4 protein-coding genes are annotated in these 5,461 nt (G+C 50.3%); 1 reads left to right on the forward strand and 3 read right to left on the reverse strand.

What is annotated here, in order from left to right; translation table 11 throughout:
- Positions 1-38: 38 nt before the first annotated feature.
- The 3 genes from RMO84_RS14285 to gcvT form a co-directional block, all read right to left on the reverse strand.
- Positions 39-578: a pyridoxamine 5'-phosphate oxidase family protein gene (locus RMO84_RS14285; RefSeq protein ID WP_310489117.1), complete on the reverse strand. Its 540-nt coding sequence runs from the start codon at positions 576-578 to the stop codon at positions 39-41.
- 114 nt (positions 579-692) lie between these two features.
- Positions 693-2,579 carry a serine/threonine-protein kinase gene (locus RMO84_RS14290; protein ID WP_310489118.1) on the reverse strand — a complete coding sequence of 629 codons (1,887 nt, stop codon included), beginning with the start codon at positions 2,577-2,579 and terminating at the stop codon, positions 693-695.
- Positions 2,580-2,654: 75 nt separating this feature from the next.
- On the reverse strand, positions 2,655-3,761 hold the full coding sequence (gcvT, locus tag RMO84_RS14295; protein ID WP_310489119.1) for a glycine cleavage system aminomethyltransferase GcvT: 1,107 nt from the start codon (positions 3,759-3,761) through the stop codon (positions 2,655-2,657).
- A gap of 318 nt (positions 3,762-4,079) precedes the next feature.
- On the opposite strand from gcvT, the gene RMO84_RS14300 reads away from it, so the two are divergent.
- On the forward strand, positions 4,080-5,291 hold the full coding sequence (locus tag RMO84_RS14300; RefSeq protein ID WP_310489120.1) for an FAD-dependent monooxygenase: 1,212 nt from the start codon (positions 4,080-4,082) through the stop codon (positions 5,289-5,291).
- Positions 5,292-5,461 lie beyond the last annotated feature (170 nt).

Below are 5,461 nucleotides of genomic sequence, written 5' to 3' on the forward strand. Positions count from 1 at the left end.
TCAGCTTGCTATCGGCTAGTGGCTAAGACTTTCATTGATTACTCTAAATAAGTCGGCAATCCATCGATACTCGTAAGATTTTTTTGGTGTTGATAGGCACTTACACCATCCGCACCTTTAGTCGTCGCCCAATCGAGTAGAGTCGATCGTTCGGTCTGAAGTTCGTAAATTGGCACGCCATAACCGCACGATGTTTGCACTGATTCGATCTGCAATAAGATGAGCTGGCGTTTGCCAGGGAGATCGGTGAATCGCTCGATAAGACGATCCCATTGCGAACTACCAGGACTCACAACTTCGCCCTTGCCATAGAGCCGCAAGATTAACGGCTTGTCAGTGAAGCTACAGAACATGATGGTCATCCGCCCATTTTGATGCAGATGCGCGGCTGTTTCGTTACCGCTGCCAGTCAGATCTAGATAAGCCACTCGATCGAAATCCAGGCACCGAAACGAATCGATCCCTTTAGGTGACAGGTTAATGCGTCCGTCGATCGGGGCTGTGGCAGTGAAAAAGAGCTGCTGCTGAGCGATAAATTCACACAGTTGAGCATCGAGCTGTGAATAAAATTTAGCCATATAATTCGGGCTAGAGGATCCTAAATCTCGATCGATCTCGATCGGTATTGTAGACTAGAGGTTATTCATGATTAAATGTTCTAGATTTTAACAAAAAGTTGAAATTGCCGAGAGTTATAGTTTAATTAGCTGCTTTTGTCGCTGACGATAAATCTCGATCTGTTTAAATTGTCGCGATGGTAAATACAGCAAGAGATAAGCTAATCCAGCCGCCGCTCCCAGGGTGATTAGCATCAAATATGTATTGGCTTTGCCCAACCATACACCCAAGTCTAGACCAAAAATAGCGATCGTTTCTAGCACGATAAAAATGAAGCCGCGCCCATATTTACTCGACTCTGGCAGTTCGGCATAACTACCATCGTAGAGATAGCCAATTATCCCCGCTTGCAGTCCCACGATCGCGCCAGTAATTATCCCCGCCCCAGCTCCAGCCGCCGCAAAACACCCCGCGAAAAAGCCCAGCGCACTGCCAAAGATCGCACCAGCGATCGCCTGTAACCCGATGACGACCCCAGCTACCGCTTTGGCATTATTTATCCCCCCAGCGATAAAGCCAGCGAAACCGCCAAACGTAGCTCCAGTTATAAATCCGGCGAAACTACCACTAATTAGACCGCAAATACCCCCCATGATTGCCCCAGCAAAAGTCCGAATTTTAATCCCATCCGGATGAGGGTGTGCGTTACTAGCTAAAACCATCGCAATGCTAGGCATCAAAAAGCCAACGGCAATGCTAACTTCAGCTCGCTGCCAAGCTTCGCTGACATTCAGACTTTGTCCGCATCCAAATGCAAACAGCCAAAATACCACCATTGCGGCATAGGGCAATTTCTTCATCTGGACTGACAGCGGTGCGGTTGAAACTTCCAACGAGATTGAGTGGGTATTGGGGACGGCATTACTGTGCAAGACGATCGATCGAGTCCCGCGCGATTGTGCGGCGAGTTTACTAGTGTCTACCGTAATCTCGCAGTCTACTCGATTGCCCTTGACTACTCGCGATGAAAACGATATCCATTTATGCAGGCGATCGCTGCTACCGGAATCGTAGGGGTGAGGTTCGATCGACCAATTTCCCTCAAGTAACGTATCGGCAGTAGTATTGACGATCGTCATTGTTTTGCTAATTTTCTCACCTAATTTGGTGGCTTGAAATTGCAGATTGGTGTGACTGAATTGGACGAAAGGATCTCTAATTACGTAGATCGGTTGCAGAGCTGCCAAAGCTGATTCGGCATCGGGATAGCGATCGCCAACTCGCGGCGCGACCATTTTTTCTAACCATTTAATAAATGAAAGACTTAATTTCGGGGTCAGATGTTGAAAGGCAATTTTGCCATCTTCATCGATGAGCGCGTCCATTTTTGTCGATTTGGTCTGAGTGAGTAACGCAATTAACATCGCTCCCAAACCATACAAATCGGTGGCAGTAGTTAGCCCCTTGTTATACATCTGCTCGGGAGCCATAAAGCCAAAAGTTCCCGCTGCGACGCTACTCATCGCCACTTCGCCACCACCAATCCGGGCAAAACCAAAGTCAATTAAATAGACGTTGACATCTTCATCTACCAACACATTTTCTGGTTTGATATCGCGGTGAATGACTACCGGAATTCTGGCTTGGAGATACACCAAAATTTCGAGTACGGCTACGGCAATTTGCTTGATTCGATCGGGATCGAAACTGCGGGGAATCGATAGAGCTTGAGCGTCTTTGAATTCTTGAACGATCGAATAACCATCATCGGTTTGAATCGAACCGATGTAGCGGGGAATGCCAGAATGCTCTAAGTCTTTGAGGACTTGCATTTCCCGTTCGATTTCTTTAAATTGCGACCAACCAGAACCTCTGGCAAATTGAAATTGCTTGATGACAACTCGATCGATCGGTTCGGCTAGAGTTTCACACAAGTAAACCACTCGTCCGCCAGATGCATTGCGTCCTAGTTCTCTAAGTACTTGGTATCCCTGGGGCGAGAAGTCTGGAAAATCGCTCATAACCACTGCTGTGAAATTTGTGCCTATGGTTATAAAGCCCAGATTTAGCGGCTAAAGCTCCACTCGATCGAGATGTTAGGCGCGATGAGCAGAGCGATAAAAGGGTTTTTTGACTACAGTAGCGGGGTGCAGTTTACCGCGAATTTCGACTTCTACGACTTGGCCGATCTTGGCAAATTCGGTCGGGATATAGGCTAGCGCGATCGCTTGTCCGAGGGTGGGCGACATGGTGCCGCTGGTGACAATTCCGGCTGGCTCGCCGTTAATTACCACGGGATAATCATGCCGAGCGATGAACCGTCCCTGCATATTCAGCCCGACTAATTTCCGGCTGACGCCTTCGGCTTTTTGCCGCTCTAATACCTCGCGCCCGATGAAATCGCCCTTGGTATCCAGATGCACCACCCAGCCTAAACCAGCTTCCAGCGGCGTAGTCGTATCGCTAATGTCTTGACCGTACAAACACATCGCCGCTTCTAATCGGAGGGTATCTCGCGCCCCCAAGCCGCAAGGGACGACACCAGCAGTTAGGAGTGCGTCCCAGAGTTGGCCGCCGATATCTGGCGCGACCATAATTTCAAAACCATCCTCGCCAGTGTAACCAGTGCGGGCGATGAAGGCGGGGTTTTTAAAAATTAGAGCTGCGGAATGGCCGAAATTCGTTAACTGGGTCAGATCGATATCGACTAACGGCTGGAGCTTACGGACTGTCTCTGGCCCCTGAACGGCGATCAGCACGCGATCGGACAAATCCTCAAATTCCACCTGCGCAAGGTCTAGATGCGCCAATAACCAAGCTTTATCCTTCTCTTTCGTCCCTGCATTGACAATCAGCACGACACTACCCGCGCCCTCTTGATAGACGATGATGTCATCGATAATTCCGGCTTGAGGATTTAACAGCACCGTATATTGGGCTTGTCCGGGTTGGAGCCGACTCAGATCCGACGGTACCAATTTTTGAAGCTGCTCGATTGCCCGATCGCCCTGCAAGCTAAACTTGCCCATATGGGAAATATCAAACATCCCCGCACTGGTGCGAATGGCTTCATGTTCGGGGGTAATGCCACTAAACTGCACGGGCATTTCCCAACCCGAAAAAGCGGTCATTCTGGCATTGAGAGCGATCGCGCGATCGTACAATGGAGTCCGGAGGGGCGGATGTAATTCTGGTGAAGCCATCGGGTTTTAAAACAAATGATGCTTACACATTACTACCATAAAAACGATCGACCCTTTCAATCCTTGTCATCTTTATCGGCGGCAAAAGCTCCCATTGGCATTTCCGATCGCCAGTGGCCAACCGATCCAATGCGCAGATCCGATTTATTCATCGAGGCGCAGGTGTGGGGCACAATTGCGTAACACGATCGTCTGGTAATAGATGCGCCTAATCTTGGTCGCAAGTGTAAGGAACTGGGCATAGATTCCCATTGCGTCCTTACAATAATAGCTAAGTAGAGTATTTTATCCAGCAAGCACGATCGCTTGCAGTCCAACATGAGTCAGGTGGTAATTATTGGGGCAGGGCCGACAGGGTTGACGCTGGCGATGCTGCTGGCACAGCGGGGAATTGACGTCAAACTCATCGAAGCTTCGCGCAACTTTCGACGGACTTTTCGGGGCGAGGCGTTGATGCCGAGCGGGTTGGAAGCGATCGAGTTTATGGGCTTGACGGACTTAGTCGCGCAGATTCCCCATCGTCCCCTTGATGCGTGGGAATTTATTATCGAAAATCGCTCGGTGTTTCGGGTCGATGAACCGATGGAGCCTGGAGGTAGAGCTTGCACGCTGATTTCCCAGCCAGATTTTTTAGCGGGGGTGATGGCCGCAGCACAGCAGTATCCTAATTTTGAATTTATCGCGGGGACTGCGGTGCGCGATTTTGTGTGGGAAAATGACCGCGCAGTCGGTGTTATCCTCGGTGACGATCGCCAGATCGATGCCAGACTGATTGTTGGGGCGGATGGACGCAGTTCGATCGTCCGGCAAAAGGCCAAATTACCACTCGATCGTCAATCTCAAAGTTTTGATGTTTTATGGTTTAAATTGCCTAGCAGTCCCGAATTTGCAGCGGAGAATATTTTCTACTCGATCCTCTGTGGCAATGATGGCTTTGGCTTGTTTTTGGGCTGTGACGGCAAGTTACAGATCGGCTGGTCGTTGCAGCGACAACCTGGCGACGATCCCAATGCTTGGCAACGGCTCAACTGGAAGCAGAAGTTAGCGGCGGCTGCACCCGATCGATTAGCGACCGTATTACAACAACAAAAGCTCGATCGACCATTTTTATTATCGGTAACAGTCGGGTTATGTCCTCAGTGGTATGCGCCAGGGGTATTGCTCCTGGGCGATGCCGCTCATCCGATGTCGCCAATCCGCGCCCAAGGGATCAATATGGGCTTGCGCGATGTCATCGTCGCTGCCAATTATCTAGTGCCGGTACTCCAGCAACATGCCGATCTGGCAGAAATCGATGCCGTACTCCCGCAAATTCAAGCCGAACGCGAGCCAGAAATTATCCAGATTCAAAAATTGCAATCCGCCGAAGTCAGCCAAGGCGAACTGTTGAGAAATTACGCACCGCTGCGCTATGGTGTCAGTTGGCTCGCGCCCCATGTGTCCCTCATCCGCAATCGTCTCCGTCAATCCTGGATCGATCGTCAACTCTTGTTAAGGCGAGGGGTAACGACAGTGTCTTTGAAGGTTTAGGGGCAGGAGCGGGGGGCGGGGGGCGGGGAGCGGGGAGTTGAGATTGGAACTGCGTTCCAATTTAGCTTTTTTCCCCCAGTCCCCCAACCCCCAAATCCCCCAGTCCCCCAGTCTCCCCATCCCCGCGCCCCGCGCCCCGCTCCCCGCTCTTCATGGATGAATGGTCTCGA

The organism is Chamaesiphon sp. VAR_69_metabat_338 (genome assembly GCF_031423935.1).
GTDB lineage: Bacteria > Cyanobacteriota > Cyanobacteriia > Cyanobacteriales > Chamaesiphonaceae > Chamaesiphon.